This is a genomic window from Pseudomonas lurida, assembly GCF_013522705.1.
Classification (GTDB): domain Bacteria; phylum Pseudomonadota; class Gammaproteobacteria; order Pseudomonadales; family Pseudomonadaceae; genus Aquipseudomonas; species Aquipseudomonas quebecensis.
Genome location: NZ_JAAMRE010000026.1, coordinates 24251 through 40701, shown reverse-complemented (window position 1 = coordinate 40701; position 16451 = coordinate 24251). Strand labels below are relative to the sequence as shown.

General features: G+C 61.0%; 14 protein-coding genes. 2 read left to right on the top strand and 12 right to left on the bottom strand.

Annotation, left to right across the window (positions count from 1 at the left end):
* Window positions 1–41: 41 nt before the first annotated feature.
* The 4 genes from pgsA to G7025_RS19695 form a co-directional block, all read right to left on the bottom strand.
* Complete coding sequence (gene pgsA, locus G7025_RS19710) at window positions 42–602, bottom strand: CDP-diacylglycerol--glycerol-3-phosphate 3-phosphatidyltransferase (protein WP_181080766.1); 561 nt, start codon at window positions 600–602, stop codon at window positions 42–44.
* Window positions 603–634: 32 nt separating this feature from the next.
* On the bottom strand, window positions 635–2458 hold the full coding sequence (gene uvrC / locus G7025_RS19705; protein WP_181080765.1) for an excinuclease ABC subunit UvrC: 1824 nt from the start codon (window positions 2456–2458) through the stop codon (window positions 635–637).
* Window position 2459: 1 nt separating this feature from the next.
* Entirely contained in the window at window positions 2460–3101 is a 642-nt protein-coding gene (gene gacA, locus G7025_RS19700) for a response regulator transcription factor GacA (RefSeq protein ID WP_010566015.1), read from the bottom strand.
* Between the two features lie 151 nt (window positions 3102–3252).
* On the bottom strand, window positions 3253–3618 hold the full coding sequence (locus G7025_RS19695; RefSeq protein ID WP_181080764.1) for a helix-turn-helix domain-containing protein: 366 nt from the start codon (window positions 3616–3618) through the stop codon (window positions 3253–3255).
* An 82-nt stretch (window positions 3619–3700) separates the two neighbouring features.
* Between G7025_RS19695 and G7025_RS19690 the strand changes: the two genes are divergently transcribed.
* On the top strand, window positions 3701–3940 hold the full coding sequence (locus G7025_RS19690; RefSeq protein ID WP_181080763.1) for a DNA-binding protein: 240 nt from the start codon (window positions 3701–3703) through the stop codon (window positions 3938–3940).
* Window positions 3941–3975: 35 nt separating this feature from the next.
* On the opposite strand, the gene G7025_RS19685 is transcribed toward G7025_RS19690, so the two are convergent.
* Complete coding sequence (locus G7025_RS19685; protein WP_181080762.1) at window positions 3976–4407, bottom strand: GNAT family N-acetyltransferase; 432 nt, start codon at window positions 4405–4407, stop codon at window positions 3976–3978.
* On the bottom strand, window positions 4407–5156 hold the full coding sequence (locus G7025_RS19680) for a carbon-nitrogen hydrolase family protein (RefSeq protein WP_181080761.1): 750 nt from the start codon (window positions 5154–5156) through the stop codon (window positions 4407–4409). Before G7025_RS19680 ends, G7025_RS19685 begins: the two co-directional genes overlap by 1 nt.
* A gap of 618 nt (window positions 5157–5774) precedes the next feature.
* On the opposite strand from G7025_RS19680, the gene G7025_RS19675 reads away from it, so the two are divergent.
* Window positions 5775–6845, top strand: coding sequence for a 3-deoxy-7-phosphoheptulonate synthase (locus tag G7025_RS19675; protein ID WP_181080760.1), 1071 nt, complete (start codon window positions 5775–5777; stop codon window positions 6843–6845).
* A gap of 87 nt (window positions 6846–6932) precedes the next feature.
* Here the strand turns inward: G7025_RS19675 and G7025_RS19670 are convergent, their stop codons facing one another.
* From G7025_RS19670 to G7025_RS19645, 6 genes are all read right to left on the bottom strand, one after another.
* A complete protein-coding gene (locus tag G7025_RS19670; RefSeq protein ID WP_181080829.1) occupies window positions 6933–7355 on the bottom strand; it encodes a chemotaxis protein CheY in 423 nt (140 codons plus the stop codon).
* A 135-nt stretch (window positions 7356–7490) separates the two neighbouring features.
* Window positions 7491–11105, bottom strand: a complete 3615-nt coding sequence (locus G7025_RS19665) for a transporter substrate-binding domain-containing protein (protein ID WP_181080759.1) — start codon at window positions 11103–11105, stop codon at window positions 7491–7493.
* Window position 11106: 1 nt separating this feature from the next.
* A complete protein-coding gene (locus G7025_RS19660; RefSeq protein ID WP_181080758.1) occupies window positions 11107–11736 on the bottom strand; it encodes a response regulator transcription factor in 630 nt (209 codons plus the stop codon).
* 297 nt (window positions 11737–12033) lie between these two features.
* Window positions 12034–12750, bottom strand: a complete 717-nt coding sequence (locus tag G7025_RS19655; protein WP_181080757.1) for an MgtC/SapB family protein — start codon at window positions 12748–12750, stop codon at window positions 12034–12036.
* 16 nt (window positions 12751–12766) lie between these two features.
* Window positions 12767–15472: a magnesium-translocating P-type ATPase gene (gene mgtA, locus G7025_RS19650; protein WP_181080756.1), complete on the bottom strand. Its 2706-nt coding sequence runs from the start codon at window positions 15470–15472 to the stop codon at window positions 12767–12769.
* 508 nt (window positions 15473–15980) lie between these two features.
* A complete protein-coding gene (locus tag G7025_RS19645; RefSeq protein ID WP_181080755.1) occupies window positions 15981–16325 on the bottom strand; it encodes an FKBP-type peptidyl-prolyl cis-trans isomerase in 345 nt (114 codons plus the stop codon).
* Window positions 16326–16451 lie beyond the last annotated feature (126 nt).

Here is a 16451-nt window from a genome sequence, read left to right as displayed (position 1 = left end):
AGAATCTCCAGCACCCGTCAACCCCTTGATTCAAAAAAGTTTTATTTCTTTTCAACGGTGGTGCGCAGATGAGGCCAGGCGGCGCGTAGGTACTGGAGCATTGACCACAGCGTCAGTCCGGCGGCGATGAGCAATAATGCGTAGCCCAGCAGGACCCAGAACGTGAAGTCCGACGGGTTCGCCAGCAGGATCACCAGGGCGAGCATCTGTGCGGCGGTTTTCCATTTGCCCATGTTCGATACAGCAACATGGGCGCGGGCGCCGATTTCGGCCATCCATTCGCGCAGTGCCGACACCACGATCTCGCGACCGATGATTACCGCGGCTGGCAGCGTAAGCCAGAGGTTGCCATGTTCCTGCACCAGCAGGACCAGGGCGACGGCCACCATGAGCTTATCGGCCACGGGGTCTAGGAATGCGCCAAACGGCGTGCTCTGCTCCAGGCGGCGTGCCAGGTAACCGTCGAGCCAGTCGGTCGCGGCCGCGAACGCGAACACCGAACTTGAGGCCACATAGCTCCACTGGTACGGCAAATAAAACAACAAAATGAAAATCGGGATGAGCAGGACGCGTAGAACGGTGATCAGATTAGGGATATTCATCGGCACAACTGGCTACGAGGTGGAAAGGCATTCTATTCGCTGTGCAGATTCGCATAAATCAACTCAGCGAGCTTTTTACTGATACCGGGTGCTTTGGCTATCTCGTCAATGCTGGCACGGGACAGCTCCTGCAAGCCACCAAAATGTTTAAGCAAGTCGCGGCGTCGCGTCGGCCCCACCCCCGCTACGCCTTCCAGGGTTGAGGTTCGCCGCGTTTTACCACGACGGGCGCGATGGCCGGTAATGGCGAAACGGTGGGCTTCATCGCGGATCTGTTGAATCAAATGCAAGGCAGGCGAGTCGCCCTTCAAGGTGAACTCATGGGCGGCATCATTCAAGTACAACGTTTCGAAGCCTGCCTTGCGCGTGGTGCCCTTCGCCACGCCCAGCAGGATCAGGTCGGGCACCGCCAGTTCGTTGAGTACGTCACGGGCCATCGATAGCTGCCCCTTGCCACCGTCCACCAGCAGGATGTCCGGGAGCTTGCCCTCGCCGTCCTTCAATTTGCTGAAGCGCCGGGTAAGCGCCTGGTGCATGGCGGCGTAGTCGTCGCCTGCGGTGACGCCTTCGATGTTGTAACGCCGGTAATCGGATTTGATCGGCCCTTCCGGACCGAATACCACGCAGGAAGCCACCGTGGCCTCACCGCTGGAGTGACTGATGTCATAGCATTCAAGACGTTGCGGCGGCTCGTCCAGGTTGAGCACTTCAGCCAGGGCGTCGAAGCGCGCGGCGACGTGCTGTCGATTGGCCAGGCGCGCGCTCAGGGCCTGCTCGGCATTGGTCACGGCCAGTTGTTGCCAGCGCGCACGGGTGCCGCGCACGCGGTGGCTGATGTCCAATTCGCGGCCGCGCAGTTCGTGAATCGCCTCGATCAAGGCCGGGAAGTCTTCATGCACTACGTTGACGATCAACTCCGAAGGCAGGTCGCGCTCCGGACTGCTGACATAGTACTGGCCAAGGAACGCCGCCATGACTTCGGCCACCTCCTCGTCGATACCCGTCTGCGGGAAGAAGTTCTTGCTGCCCAATACGCGCCCGCCGCGCACGCTGATCAGGTGCACGCAGGCGCCGCCCGGATTGACGAACGCGGCGATCACATCGACATCACCGCTGCCGCCTTCCATGCTCTGCTGGTCCTGCACGCGACGCAGCAGCGAGATCTGGTCGCGCAGTTCAGCCGCGCGCTCGAAATCCAGGGTGCTGGCAGCCTGCTCCATGGCGCCGGACAGCTCATCGGTCAGCGCATTGCTGCGACCTTCGAGGAACATCACCGAATGGCGTACATCTTCGGCATACTCCGCAGGATCAACGAGTCCCACGCAGGGCGCCTTGCAACGTTTGATCTGGTACTGCAGGCAGGGCCGTGTGCGATTCTTGAAAAAGCTGTCTTCGCACTGACGCACAAAGAAAGTCTTTTGCAGCAGGCTCAGACTTTCACGAATCGCGCCCGCGCTGGGATAAGGCCCGAAGTACTTGCCCTTCTGCTTCTTTGCTCCACGATGAATACTCAGCCGTGGGAAGTTGCCGTCGGAAAGAAATACGTACGGATAGGATTTATCGTCACGAAGCAGGATGTTATAGGGCGGCCGCCACTCTTTGATCAGTGTCTGCTCAAGCAGCAGCGCCTCGGTTTCATTAGCGGTGATGGTGGTTTCGACCTGGGCGATACGGGCTACCAGGGCAGCAGTTTTCGGCGCGAGGCCGCTCTTGCGAAAGTAGCTCGCCAGGCGGTTCTTCAGGTTCTTGGCTTTACCCACATAAAGCAGGCGCGCCTCGCTGTCGAACATGCGGTATACGCCGGGGCGGCCGCTGCAGGTCGAGAGAAAGGCACTGGGATCAAACGGCGTGGTCATGTCAGGCGCTGGCGTCCACCATGCCGTGGCGCACCGCGAGCAGGGTCAATTCAACATCACTGCTGATGGCGAGCTTCTCGAAAATGCGATAGCGGTAGGTGTTCACGGTCTTGGGCGACAGGCACAGCTTGTCGGAAATCGCCTGCACTTTCTGGCAACCGACGATCATCAGGGCGATCTGGATTTCCCGCTCGGACAAGGCATCGAAGGGCGAGTCGCTGGTGGGCTGGAACGATTTGATCGCCAACTGCTGGGCAATCTGCGGGCTGATATAACGCTGGCCGGCAAACACCAGGCGAATGGCCTGCACCATCTCGGCAAGGCCGGCCCCCTTGGTCAGGTAACCGGCCGCCCCCGCCTGCAGCAAACGCGTGGGGAAGGGATCTTCCTCGCACACCGTAACCACCACGACCTTGATATCAGGATGGCTGCGTAATAATTTGGTGGTCGCGCCCAGGCCGCCGATGCCGGGCATCTTGACGTCCATCAAAACCACATCGGGCTTCAACTCCCGGGCCTTGATCAGGGACTCTTCCCCTGACTCGGCCTGACCGACTACTTGCAGGCCGTCGATGTCAGCCAGCATTCGTGTAATGCCTGTACGAACGAGATCATGGTCATCGACTACTAGCACCCTAATCAAGCAGACACCTCGCGATATGGTCTTATAGGTTGCTGAACACCTTAGCAAAAAACCAAGGCGCAGACCTAGCTGCACGCGTCATATATATGGAGTTTGAATAAGCAGACGCCATCCGCCTAGGGGCGGATGGCCGGATTTGCTGGGCGAAAGGTCAGGATTCCGAAGGCTGAACCTTGAGTTTTCCGCTCACTGAGGCGCAATGTTCGGCCAGGGTGGAGGTGAGGCGACGAATTGCATCCTGATCCTCCTTGAACATCGCCCGGTAGTCACCCAATACTTTCTCTTCAATTTGGCTCAGATTGTCGAGCTGAATCGGCGTGGCCGTGCCGGTCAACACATAAAGCACATCCACGCCCCGTGCGGCGACGCGTGACAAATAGTCGGCCTTAGGCGCCCGCCCGCCGTTTTCGTATTTACCCTGCGCGTTGGCTTCGACGCCTCCTATTTCACCGAAAACTTTCTGCGACAGGCCAAGTCGCTCTCTTTCTTGCCTCAAACGCGAACCGATTCCACTCATTTGGATGTATGATCCTAGTTGGCACACCCCAAGAGGTGACACTCTCATCTCTTCGTCAAACGAACTTGAACGGTTTTGAACTATGCCCGGAATCCGCACTGCTGCACAAGCCAAAGCCTGGCTGGAACATCAAGGAAAGTCAGTTCAAGCATTCGCCCGTGAACATGGCGTCGATCCGGCAACTACCTATCAAGTGCTCGCTGGGCGCAAAAAGGGACGACGTGGAGAAGCCCATAAGGTAGCGGTCCTTCTGGGCATGAAAGAAGGGATCATCCTTTCCGAGGCTGATGGCCAAAAAAACGATCAGGAAGTTGTCTCCTGAGACCAGTATGCGCTTATTAGACTGTTGCGCATGATTTAGCTTGGGCGGCAAACCCGCTCCATGCGCCAGAAGCAGTCCTCCTCACCGACGATGTTAAAACCCATACGCTCGTAGAGCCTGCGCGCCGGGTTGGTCTTGAACACAGTCAATCGCAAAAGCCCGCGTGATTGCGCTTTGACGACCATCTGCTGCAACACCCAACTGCCAGCGCCAAGCCCGCGAAACGTCTCGAGCATATGCAATTCGCGAATATAGAGCGCCTTGCTGTCGCGACTCAGGCTGATAAAGCCGAGCACCGCCGCTTCCTGGCAAATCAGCCAGTTCTCTCGTCCGCCCCACGCCACGTCGAAGCCATCGCTGGACCACAGTAACCCGTACTGCACGTAGTAATGGCGCATTGCCTCATACGTCAGGGTTCGGGCGAAGGCTCGGTCGAGGTCGGCGGCCGCGCGCAGGCTGAACGTCATCAAAACACGACCACTTGACCGGCCCATACGCCGTTGTCACAACGCGCCACTAATAACGCCTCACCCACACCGGGCACAGCGGCGAGCAGTTGACCGTCGGCGGCCCATACCGCGCTGCGCCCGGCGCTGGCCCAGCCGCCCGACGGGCCGCCGTGATTGGCCATCAACACCAGCAAGCCATGCTCGGCGGCGTAGCCTTGAAGCTGCGCGCAGTCTTTGGCATACCCACCCTCGCTGATCAGCACTCCGGCGGCATACACACTCGCGCCTGCGTGAGCGGCGGCGCGCGGATGGCTGGCATGGGTAAAATCTGCGCACACCGCTAACGCAATCTGCTCGCCGCCGAGCTTCAAGGCTTCGCCGCCCGGCCCCGCGACGAATGCCACCTCTTCGCCAGGGTGCAGATGCTGCTTTGCATAGACCGCCAGCGAACCGTCCGCCCCCAGCACCAGCGCGCCAATCATCACGTCGGCGTCGGGGCTCGGTCGGATCGGCATCCCCACCACGGCAGTCAAGCGCAGATCCCTGGCCTTCTCACGCAATGGCCTCAACTGCACGGCGTCTGGCGTGATCGCCAGGCGCGCCGCGAGTGACGGTTCATAGCCGGTCAGCGACAGCTCCGGAAACACCAACAGCTGCACGCCCTGCTGCGCTGCCGCCTGCATGAATGCCAAGTGTCGCTGAATATTGGCAGGCACATCGCCGGGGATGGAAATCGTTTGAGCGGCAGCAAGGGTCAAGGCGGTCATGAGGATGTCCGGGCATCGCGTATCAACATGTAAACAGCATATCGGCACTCGCCCCATAGTCGTAAGTCCCTTCACGCAATAGAAATTACCGATTGAATCCAACCGCGCGCCTCGAGTAAGCTCGCTCCATCTTTTGGAGACACAACATGCTGCGCCTTTCCCACACTCAGATTTGCCCTGCCGCAAGCGCCCAGCGCTCGCTGTCGGCTACCTGTGTGAGCGGTTCGAGCGCAGCTGTCAGCTTTTATTTTGGGTATTGGTTTAGCCACTGGCGCGCCTGATACCTGAAATCGGCGGCCACTACTCAAGGGGTCGCCTGCCAGAGAAATCTAACCCCCGGTCGGCTCCCCGACCGGGGGTTTTGTTTTTCCAGGCCTACATTTTTTGCTTGATCACCAACACTTAACAGGAATCACACCATGAACGCCGCCTCCTATTACCGCTACGACACCTTCACTGCATGGCGATTTAGCCAGCTCCGCTCGGGACAGCCTGCCGCCTCCGATCGGTCGCCCATGGGTGGCAAGCCTACACACATCGCCGATACGGCCAATTGTCGAACACCCCAGTAGGGCTGAGCGCGGGAATCGCCCGCCGCTTGCCCAGGAAGCCTTGAATATGAACTCCTCCGTCACCGCCCTGCCCGTTTCCAGCCTGATCAGCGCCAATGAAGCCCTGACCCTGCGCCTGCCCAGTGCCCTTGAGCTCAAGCACCAGTTGCCGCTCAGCCCATTCCTTGTCGAACAGGTCCACGCCCATCGCCAGGCCGTGCGATCCATCCTTAATGGCGACGATTCGCGTCTGCTGGTGATCGTCGGCCCGTGCTCGATCCACGATCCCGAGTCGGCCATGGAATACGCACGCAAGTTGAAGAAACTCGCCCTTGAAGTCAGCGATCAAATGCTGCTGGTGATCCGTGCCTATGTCGAGAAACCGCGCACCACCATCGGCTGGAAAGGACTGGCGTATGACCCTCATCTGGATGGCAGCGATGACATGGCCGCAGGCCTCACGCTGTCGCGCCAGTTGATGCGGGAAATGCTGCGCCTGGGCCTGCCGGTCGCCACCGAGCTGCTGCAGCCCATGGCCGCCGGCTACTTCGATGACCTGCTCAGTTGGGTAGCGATTGGCGCGCGCACCACCGAATCGCAGATTCACCGCGAGATGGCCAGCGGCCTGGACATGCCCGTGGGCTTCAAGAACGGCACCGATGGCGGTGTCGCGATTGCCTGTGACGCCATGCGTTCGGCGGCCCACCCCCATCGTCACTTCGGCGTCGACGGCCAGGGGCACCCGGCGATCATCCAGACGCCAGGCAACCCCGACACCCACCTGGTACTGCGCGGCGGCCACCGTGGCCCCAACTACGATGCGCAAAGCGTGGCGCAGGTCAAACACGACCTGGCCAAATCCAAGGTAGCGGCACAGGTGATGGTCGATTGCAGCCATGCCAACAGTGGTAAGGACCCACTGCGTCAGCCGGCGGTGTTCAACGATGTACTGGAGCAACGTTTACAGGGCGATACGTCGCTGATCGGCATGATGCTCGAAAGCCACCTGTTCGAAGGCTGCCAACCCTTGGGCGCGTCGATGCGCTACGGCGTGTCGGTCACCGACGGTTGCCTGGGCTGGGACACTACCGAGCATCTGTTGCGCAGCGCAGCACAACGCTTGCGCCAGACCCGCTGACTCAACCGAACTTGCTCGCGGGCATAACTCGCGGGCAAGTGCGTATTGCAGCCGTATCCTGCGCCATGCAGCGCTGCGCAGTGGGAACTAGATGCCTGCCACCGGCTGGCGGGATAGCTCGCGCAGCCACGGCCACACTCGCAGGCCGGTGGCGGCCGCGGGTGGGTCGATGATATCCATGAAGTGTTCGAGGTTGACGTTGTCCGGCACGCCCGGCAGGCGCACCAGTACCGTGGGCGCGGCACCGGCAGGCGCGCATGGGTCCAGGTGGTCGTACACCAGTACATGACGCACCTGCGGTTGCGGCTCGCACGCCTGCACCAGCAGCCCCGCATTGATGATCAGCACATCAAACGGCTCGGCCGGGATGGCCGTGAGTATCTGGACCTCGTCAAAGGTTTGTACCGGGACAATCCGGTGGTACCCCAACTGATTGAGCATTTTCTCGATGTACAGTCGTTGCAGGTGCTGTTCATCGGCAATCAGGATAGTCAGTGCTTTGTTCGGCATGGCGACCCCCATGGGCAGGCAGCGCTCGTCGTTGAGCCTGGCCCATTCTCCAGACATATTCCGACGACAAAATCAGGCATGTTCCCGGTTCGCGTAGGAGTTATCCCAAATCCACCGAATGGCGCTGACTCGCAGTCATACCTGATTGCAGTAACGCTCGAGGCTGTGCTGCAAAGCGTCGATGGCTGCGCCCAATGCGTCGACCGCCGTGCCCAGGGCATCGCGCGCCTGGCATTCGCAGGCGTTCTCCAGCGCCTCGGCACAGGCGATGAGGGCCTGGGCCTTGACCATGCGCGCGCCCCCTTTGACCCGATGGGCAAGGTCATGCAGCTTGGAAAAATTCGCCTGCTGGCAAAGGCTTGGCAGCTCGGCGCGATCCTCTTTGAGGCTGTCGAGCAATGGCCCGAGCAATTCCCGCAGCTCATCGATGTCACCGCCCGTAAGTGCGGTCAGTGCACTTAAGTCGTACAGCGCGTCGAGGTCGCCCCCCGTGGCACAGGCCGTCCGGGACGCCAAGGCCGCGCGCAGGTCCTCCAGGCCGGTCGGCTTGAACAGGCAGCCGTCCATGCCGGCCTGGCGGCAACGCTCGACCTCGTCGGGCTGGGCATTGGCAGTGAAGCCCAGCACCAGGCACGGCACCAGGCCGCGCTGGCGCTCCTGCGCGCGGATATCGCGCGCCAGCGCATAGCCATCCTTAAGCGGCATGTTGCAATCAGTAATCACCCCATCGAAATGCCCGGCCTGCCACACCGCAAGCCCCTGGACGCCGTTATCGGCCGTCACAATACGATGCCCCAGAAAGCTCAACTGCCGCGCCAGCAACAAGCGGTTGGCCGGGTAGTCGTCCACCACCAGGATGCTCAGCGCACGGGCCGGTGGGATGTGCGCCACGGGTGAAGAAACCGGTGCGGCAGTGGTGAGTGCCACGGTCACCGTCACATCCACCCGTGTGCCTTTGCCCAACATGCTGCTCAGGTGCAACTGACCGCCCATCATCTCGCACAGGTTGCGACTGATCACCAGGCCCAGGCCCGAACCGCTGCGCGCCGACTGCTCGTGATTGCCGCCCTGGATGAACGGATTGAACAAACGCTGCTGGTCCTCGGCGCTGATGCCGATGCCTGTGTCTTCCACCCACAACCGCAGGTTCAAGTGGCCGTCAGCAGCCGCGGTACCCTGCGCCCCCAGGCGCACCTCGCCACGGGGGGTGAACTTGATCGCGTTGCCCAGCAGGTTCGACACCACCTGCTTGAAACGCAGCGGATCAATCAGCACCGCGCAATCGATCAAGGGGTCGAGCTCAACGTGCAACAGCAGACCTTTGTCACGCGCCAGCCCCTCGAACACCCGTGCCACCGAGGTCAGCAATTCGTGCAGGTTGGCCGGGCCAAGGGCCAGGGATAAATGGCCGGATTCAATGCGCGCAATATCGAGAATATCGCCGATCAGCTCCAGCATGCTGCGCGACGCCACCGACGCCACCTGCAGCGCATCGAGGTCGGCCCGGCCCTGCTCGGCGTTCTTCAAGGCCAGTTCGATCATGCCGATCACGGCGTTCATGGGCGTGCGGATTTCATGACTCATGGTTGCCAGGAACGTGGTCTTGGCACGGTTGGCGGCGTCGGCGTCCTCCTTGGCCTCCTGCAACTGACCCAGCAAGCGCTGGCGCTCGCTCACGTCGACCCAGCCGGCGATCATGCCCACGACTTTTTCGTCACCGTCACGGTACGGCAGCATCCACTGATAAATAGTCAACACTTCGCCGCTGGGCACCTTGAGCACCCGGTCGTGGACCTGCGGCTCGCCGCGCTCCATCAAATGCAGGTAATCGGCGTGGAACGACTGAGCCTGCGGAGGGTTGCCGGTGTCGGTTTCCACCACGGTCTTGCCGATCACGTCCTCCAGTTTAAAACCGAACACATCCAGGTAGGCATTGTTGCAGGCCATCAGCCGTCCCTGGCGATCACGCACGTAAATTGGATGCGGCGTGCCGTCGATCAGCACGCTCATGAACCGCATCTGGTCGCTCAAGGCCCGTTCGGCCTGGGCGCGCTTGCGGATCAGGTTACGCAGGTAGAACACCCAGCCCAGCGTCACCAGCAGCAGCAAAGCGGCCAGGCCGAAGCCTTGGATAATCACACTGCGATGACGGCTCCAGTAACTGTCTTCGAGGATGATTTCGTTGCGCCAATGGTTGGTCAGCTCATCCATCTCTTCCGGGGTAATACTCAACAGCGCCTTGTCGAGGATCGAATACAGCTCCAACTGGCCACGATTGACGCCGAACGTAATGCGCGCAGGCTCGGTGCCGACAGTGCTGGTGATACGCAGACGGTCACGGTAATGGCGCGCAATCATATAGCGCGCGCTGATCAGCGATACCGCCGCAGCGTCCACGCTGCCGTTGGCCACCAGCGCCAGGGCCTGCTCGGGGTTCTCCACGTCGACAAAGCCGATCCGCGGGTAGTTGCGGCTGATCTGCGCAGCCAGGCCGTCGCCGGCGATCAGCGCCAGACGCTTGTCCGGCATGTCTTCCAGGGTAACCAAGGGTTCATTGCCCGAGGCCACCACCAGCACATAGGGGTTGGACAAATAGGGTCGCGTAAAGCGAATCTTCTCGGACCGCTCCACGCTCGGTGTGACGACCGCCAGCATGTCCACACGCCCGGTACCGGCCTCGTCGATCTGCCGCGGCAGCGAGCTGCCCCGCTCCATATCGAACTTCAAGCCGGTGCGCAGGCTGATGCGCGTCAGCACCTCGGCGCTCAAGCCTTCGAATTGCCCCTGCTCGTTGAAAAACGACAGCGGTACGAATTTGTCCAGGACCGCCACTTTGACCCGTGGGTGTTTTTCCAGCCAGCGCTGCTCGCTTTCGCTCAAGCGCAGCCGGTCGGCTTCCAGGAAGCCGCTGCCGCCCGCGCTCCAGCGCCGCAGGATTTCCATCTGCTGGTTGGCGGGCACGGCGGCCAGGGCGGTGTTGACGATATTGAGCAGCCGCGCGTCGCCCTTGGCGAAGGCAAACCCGAACGGGTTGACCTCCAGCGCGGAAAAGTCCGCCAGGCGTACGTTATTCAGATGGTTCTTGTTGATCAGGTAGCGCGCGCTGATAGCGTCGCCGAGGTAAACATCCGCCTGGCCGAACGCGACCGCGCCGATGGCTTCGAAGGTCGAGGCAAACAGCATTAACTGCGCATGCGGGTAAAAAGCCTGGACCGCGGCGGGTTGCATATAGTGGTAGAGCATCGCCACGCGCTTGCCCGCCAGGTCGGCACTGAGCGCGTGGCTGTCGCCGGCGCGCGTAACCAGGGCCGGCTGATCATTGGCATAGGACCGCGACAGCACCAATTGCGGGTCGGCCGCCTCGTAGCCGTTGGCCGATCCGACGAAGTCCACGGCGCCGGTCTTGAGGGCTTCAATCACTTCATCGCGGGTATCGTAGCGACGCACCTCGACACTGACGTTCAGTGCCATGGCGATCAGCGAGGCATAGTCCGCCGTGATGCCTTCCAGCTCGTGCTTGTTGTTGCTCAGGTCAAACGGCGCGTAATCCGGCCCGGACACTCCCATGACCAACGTGCGCCGCTCGCGCAACCAGCGCCAGTCAGATTCGTCCAGGGGCACGGAAGGGTTTTCGAGGGTGGAGTGACCCAGCAGCCGCAGGTGGTGCGGCTCGTCCAGGGCCATCGTCGTCAGAGGCAACAGCCCTGTCAGCAGGATGGCCGTGAATGTGACCAGCCGGGACGTGTTCATCTCAGATCAGGTGGTTGCGCTGGGCGAACTTGGACAAATGCACCACCGAAGACATGCGCAGTTTCTCCTTGAGGCGGGTCTTGTAAGTGCTGATGGTCTTGTGGCTCAGCAGCATGTCCTCGGCGATCTCCTTATTGCCCAGACCCAACGCCAGCTTTTGCAGCACGGCCAGCTCGCGGTCCGACAACGAGTCCACCAGTTCCTGCTCGGAAGACTGCAGATCGTCGCGACGTACCGAACTGGTAGGCAGGCTGGGAAAGCAACTGTAGCCGGAGCGGATCGCCCTGATGGCTTTTTGCAGTTCATCAAGCTCACCCGTCTTGGAGACAAACCCCATTGCACCGGCGCGCATGCAGCGCGTTGAGAAGAACACTGCCAGGTATGAGGTCAGCACCAGGATCTTGCAGGGCAGCTCCAGGGCCTTGATCCGACTGATCACCTCCAACCCACCAAGCTTGGGCATCGCAAGATCGAGAATAATCAAGTCCGGGCGTTCCTCGCGCGCGATCTGCATGGCATCGGCGCCATTGCCCGCCTGATAGATCTTGTCGAAGCCTTCCTGCCTCAACAGATATTTGACGGTGGCACGTATAAAAGGATGATCGTCCACAATTAAAGCTTTGTTGCTCATAAGACTCCCCTGGGAGATCAGTACGCTTACATATCACGCGGGGCCTATCTACCTGTGAAAAGTAACAGTTCCGACAGACGGTACTGATTGCTCAGCGCCCCCTTCAGGCCATTCAGGCCCCTCCTTTGAAACACAGTGACAACGTAGAGCTGCGCCTTGAATGGCTGGGCAGGCGCAAGCGCGCAACCATAGCAATGGAGCGTGTGTGCAAATGAAGGGTTAGTCCCGAATGCTTGTAGGATTTTTCCTCACTACGGCCGGGTCGACCTTGCGCGCGAAAGCGTAGGCCCCAAGGCCCTATTCGGTGGTGCTGGGGCTCCAGAACGCCTGCACCACCAGGGTGGACAGGGAGATACGCGCCACCAGTGCATCCAACTCATCGCCGTCCACCGATGTCACGGCCAGGGTGGCCTCGATCTCGACTTCCTCCGGGCCGAACGGGCGCACATCCACGTCGCTGGCCGGGTAGTTGCAGCGCGCCAGCTCGGCTTCGAGCAGAGCCAGCACAGCCTTTTGCTGGGTACGCCGGGCGATGACGTAAAGGATATTGGTGACCTCCGCCGACACCACATCCAGCGGCTGGCGGTTGATGTTGTTGACGATCGGCCGTAGCAACGTGTTGGCCGCCAGCACGAACAAGGTCCCCAGCAGCGCCTCGAGAATCAGGTCGGCGCCGGCGCAGGCTCCCACCGCCGCCGACGCCCAGAGCGTGGCTGCGGTGTTGAGCCCGCGCACGTTACCCTCCTCGCGCATGATCACCCCGGCGCCCAGGAAACCGATGCCCGATACCACGTACGCCACCACGCGCACGGCACCGTCCGCACCACCGAGGCGGTTGGCCATATCGACGAAAATCGCCGCGCCCACCGCCACCAGCACATTGGTGCGCAGCCCCGCCGTGCGCTGGCGGTACTGGCGCTCGAAGCCGATCAGGCCCCCGAGGATAAACGCAGCGGTCAGGCTGACCAGGGTATCGACCAGGGAGTCGAGGTTGATGTTGTTGATTGCCTGCATGGTAAATCGTCCCGTTTCACTGCCAGCCGAACTTACGGATGTAGTAGCCCTTCACCGCCTGGGTCAGCCCCATGTACGCCAGCAGAATCACCGGCAGGAACACAAAGTACAGCGACGGCAGCGCCTGCAATTTGAAGTAATGCGCCAGCGGCCCCATCGGCAGGAAGATGCCCACCGCCATGATCACGCCCGTCATCACCATCAACGGCATCGCCGCGCGGCTTTGCAGGAACGGGATCTTCGGGGTGCGGATCATATGCACGATCAGTGTCTGGGTCAGCAGGCCCACCACGAACCAGCCGGACTGGAACAGCGTCTGATGGTCCGGTGTGTTGGCATCGAACACATACCACATGAGTGCAAACGTGGTGATGTCGAAGATCGAACTGATCGGCCCGAAAAACAGCATGAAACGTCCCACATCCCCTGGCTGCCAACGTTGCGGCTTGGCCAGCATGTCCGCGTCGACGTTGTCGAACGGAATGGCGATCTGCGAAATGTCATACAGCAGGTTCTGCACCAGCAGGTGCATCGGCAGCATCGGCAGGAACGGAATAAACGCGCTGGCCACCAGCACCGAGAAAACGTTGCCGAAGTTGGAGCTGGCGGTCATCTTGATGTACTTGAGCATGTTGGCGAAGGTGCGCCGGCCTTCCAGCACGCCCTCCTCCAGGATCATCAGGCTCTTTTCCAGCAGGATGATGTCGGCCGCTTCCTTGGCGATGTCCACCGCGCTGTCCACCGAAATGCCGATATCCGCAGTGCGCAGCGCCGGCGCATCGTTGATGCCGTCGCCCATAAAGCCCACCACATGCCCGTTGGCCTTGAGCAGGCGCACGATGCGTTCCTTGTGAGCCGGGGTGAGCTTGGCGAACACATTGGTGGTCTCCACCGCCGCGGCCAATTCGGCGTCCGTCATCGCTTCGATGTCGTTACCCATCAGCAGGCCCTGTTGCTCCAGGCCCACTTCGCGGCAGATCTTGGCGGTGACCAGTTCGTTATCGCCGGTCAGCACTTTGACCGCGACACCGTGGGCCTTGAGCGCCTTGAGCGCCGGCGCGGTGCTCTCCTTGGGCGGATCGAGAAAGGCCACGTAACCGATCAGCGTCAGGTTGTTTTCATCGGCCAGGCTGTAGGTATCGCGCCCCGCCGCCATCGGTTGCGCGGCCACGGCCACCACGCGCAGGCCTTCTTCATTGAACGCGGCGGTGACCTGGCGGATGCGCGCCAGCAGTTCATCGGTCAGCGCTTCATTGGTCTCTCCATGACGCACGCTGTTGCACACCGACAGGATCTCTTCCACGGCGCCCTTGCAGATCAGCAGGTGCGGCAAGCCTTGCTCGGCCACCACCACCGACATGCGCCGACGGTTGAAGTCGAAGGGAATCTCATCGACTTTCTGGAACGCCGTGCCCACCTTCAGCTCACGGTGCACTTCCACGTGTTCGAGCACCGCCACGTCCAGCAGGTTTTTCAGGCCGGTCTGGTAGTAGCTGTTGAGGTAGGCCATTTCCAAGACGTCGTCGGACTCTTCGCCCCACACGTCGACATGGCGTGCCAGGAAAATCTTGTCCTGGGTCAGGGTGCCGGTCTTGTCAGTGCACAATACATCCATCGCGCCGAAGTTCTGGATTGCGTCCAGGCGCTTGACGATGACTTTTTTGCGCGACAGAAACACCGCGCCCTTGGCCAGGGTGGAAGTGACGATCATCGGCAGCATTTCCGGGGTCAGGCCCACGGCAATCGACAATGCGAACAGCAGCGCTTCGGTCCAGTCGCCTTTGGTGAAGCCGTTAATGAACAGCACCAGCGGCGCCATCACGAACATGAAGCGGATCAGCAACCAACTAACCTTGTTCACCCCATGCTGGAACGAAGTGGTGGCGCGATCGGTGGCGGTGACCCGTTGGGCCAGCGCGCCGAAATAGGTGCTGTTGCCGGTGGTGAGGATCACCGCCGTGGCCGCGCCGGACACCACGTTGGTGCCCATGAACAGAATGTTTTCCAGGTCCAGCGGGTTACGGGTCGCGGCGTCCTGCTGGTGGGCGAATTTCTCCACCGGCATCGATTCGCCGGTCATCGCCGCCTGGCTGACAAACAGGTCCTTGGCGCTGAGCACGCGGCAATCGGCGGGGATCATGTCACCGGCCGACAGTACGATCACATCGCCCGGCACCAGCTGCTTGATCGGCAGTTCGATGCGCTTGCCGTCATCCCGGCGCAGCACCGTGGCGGTGTTGCTGACTATGGCTTTCAACGCATCGGCGGCCTTGTTGGACTTGGCTTCCTGCCAGAAGCGCAGCAGGGTCGAGAGCACCACCATGGAGAAGATCACCGTGGCGGCTTTCATGTCCTCGGTCAGCCAGGAGATCACCGCCAACAGGGTCAGCAGCAGGTTGAACGGGTTCTTATAGCAATGCCACAGGTGCACCCACCATGGCAGCGGTTGCTCATGCTCGACCTCGTTGAGGCCGTATTGCACACGCAGGGCGTCGGCTTCGGCGGTGGTCAGGCCGTCGGTGTGGCTGCCCAGCGTGCCGAGCAACGGCACGGCGCTGCTGTTGGCCGCCCCCACCAGGGTTTGCGCCAAAGTCGGTGGCACTTCGCGGCTGACGCTGGCGTCGGTCACGGTTTCGAGCATGGCCAGGCGACGGAAGTGCCGGGCTATGTGCCGGGTCCGCAGGAAGCCGGCGAAGAACTCTTTAAGCAGAGCGAGGTTCATGATTGTTACTCCTGCGCGAGGAAACCGTCGTGCAGGTACGGCCCGTCCGCACCGCGCCCTGGAACAGGCACAGCCAAACATGGCCCGCCCGCCGTAAGAGGCAGGCGCGTCCGTCGCAGCCCGAGGTGAGTCGGGTGCTGGTCAGCGTCGAAGAGAGAGGATCGAGGCACAGCCGGAATGGGCTGCGGCCGGGATGCCGCTTCTCGCGTTAATGGCGAGACAACGGCATCGAAAGAATGCGCGCTACCTTGCCAAGTATGTGCCGGTTACCGGAACCGGCCGACTACTGTCACTCGAACAAGTACCCACTGAGGGTCTCCGCAATTGATGAAAACGCGCGAAGCTTACGCCCCGATTTCTGCCGAGTAAACCGTAGGAAAGTTTCCGCATGATGAATAAGAAAGTTCTTCAGGATGGGTTCAGGAAGCGTCCCCTGGGCAGCGGACAATCGCAATCCAGAGATATCCGGTCGGTCTCCCTTTCCCAACCTCCCTTAGGTGAGTAGGCGTCAATCATCCCGCGTCAGCACTTCCAGCAACTCGATCTCAAAGTACAAATCACTGTTGGGATTGATATGCGCACCCATCGAACGCTCGCCATAGGCAAGGTGCGCCGGCACGAACAATTTACGCACTCCACCCACCTGCATCCCCATCAGGCCCTGATCCCAACCCTTGATCACACGCCCGGTGCCGATCACGCACTGGAAGGGCTTGCCGCGTTCCCAGGAGGAATCGAACACGGTGCCGTCCGCCAGCGTGCCGGTGTATTGAGTGGTGATCAGCGCGCCTTTGACCGCGGCCTTGCCGGAGCCTGGGCGGATGTCAGTGATCTGGAGTTCGTTGGAGTTCATGGAGGGCTCGTTGCTGGGACAAAGGCTGGGGTTTTCCCAGAATTGAGGGCGATTGGCAAGTGTAGGAAGTGTCGCAGTCGTGACATTTCCCTTTAATTTGCAGGACGTTTCCGAGAGAATCCCAGC

Coding starts and splice junctions, on each gene's coding strand:
- G7025_RS19670 (WP_181080829.1), bottom strand. CDS start 7,355: ATGCCGAACAAAGCACTGACTATCCTGATTGCCGATGAACAGCACCTG.
- pgsA (WP_181080766.1), bottom strand. CDS start 602: ATGAATATCCCTAATCTGATCACCGTTCTACGCGTCCTGCTCATCCCG.
- mgtA (WP_181080756.1), bottom strand. CDS start 15,472: ATGAACCTCGCTCTGCTTAAAGAGTTCTTCGCCGGCTTCCTGCGGACC.
- G7025_RS19645 (WP_181080755.1), bottom strand. CDS start 16,325: ATGAACTCCAACGAACTCCAGATCACTGACATCCGCCCAGGCTCCGGC.
- G7025_RS19680 (WP_181080761.1), bottom strand. CDS start 5,156: ATGACCGCCTTGACCCTTGCTGCCGCTCAAACGATTTCCATCCCCGGC.
- uvrC (WP_181080765.1), bottom strand. CDS start 2,458: ATGACCACGCCGTTTGATCCCAGTGCCTTTCTCTCGACCTGCAGCGGC.
- G7025_RS19665 (WP_181080759.1), bottom strand. CDS start 11,105: ATGAACACGTCCCGGCTGGTCACATTCACGGCCATCCTGCTGACAGGG.
- G7025_RS19695 (WP_181080764.1), bottom strand. CDS start 3,618: ATGAGTGGAATCGGTTCGCGTTTGAGGCAAGAAAGAGAGCGACTTGGC.
- G7025_RS19660 (WP_181080758.1), bottom strand. CDS start 11,736: ATGAGCAACAAAGCTTTAATTGTGGACGATCATCCTTTTATACGTGCC.
- G7025_RS19655 (WP_181080757.1), bottom strand. CDS start 12,750: ATGCAGGCAATCAACAACATCAACCTCGACTCCCTGGTCGATACCCTG.
- G7025_RS19675 (WP_181080760.1), top strand. CDS start 5,775: ATGAACTCCTCCGTCACCGCCCTGCCCGTTTCCAGCCTGATCAGCGCC.
- G7025_RS19690 (WP_181080763.1), top strand. CDS start 3,701: ATGCCCGGAATCCGCACTGCTGCACAAGCCAAAGCCTGGCTGGAACAT.
- G7025_RS19685 (WP_181080762.1), bottom strand. CDS start 4,407: ATGACGTTCAGCCTGCGCGCGGCCGCCGACCTCGACCGAGCCTTCGCC.